This window comes from Streptomyces sp. BE303, assembly GCF_036290945.1.
GTDB lineage: Bacteria > Actinomycetota > Actinomycetes > Streptomycetales > Streptomycetaceae > Kitasatospora.
This window is the reverse complement of the sequence record NZ_JAQYWZ010000836.1, coordinates 1-282: the sequence shown is the minus strand read 5'-3', so window position 1 is coordinate 282 and position 282 is coordinate 1. Positions and strand designations below refer to the sequence as shown.

General features: G+C 67.7%; 1 protein-coding gene. It reads right to left on the bottom strand.

Annotation, left to right across the window (positions count from 1 at the left end; all coding sequences use genetic code 11):
• A partial coding sequence (locus PUR56_RS43640; protein WP_329951179.1) for an ATP-binding cassette domain-containing protein occupies window positions 1–282 on the bottom strand: 282 nt, incomplete at both ends.

Here is a 282-nt window from a genome sequence, read left to right as displayed (position 1 = left end):
GGGTTCGTCGAAGGCGATGACTTTGGCGTCGCCGGTGAGGGCGCGCAGGATTTCGACGAGTTGGCGTTGGGCGGGGGTGAGTTGGGAGCCGAGGAGGTCGGGGTCGAGGACTTTGTCGAAGCCGAGGCGTTTGAGGTCGGCGGTGATGCGGCGGCGTAGTTCGGTGCGGTCGAGGCGTCGGCCGGTTTTGCGGGGGAGGGAGCCGGCGTAGACGTTCTCGGCGACGGAGACGTGGGGGATGATCTCGGGTTCCTGGGGGATGATGCGGATCCCGGCGGTTCG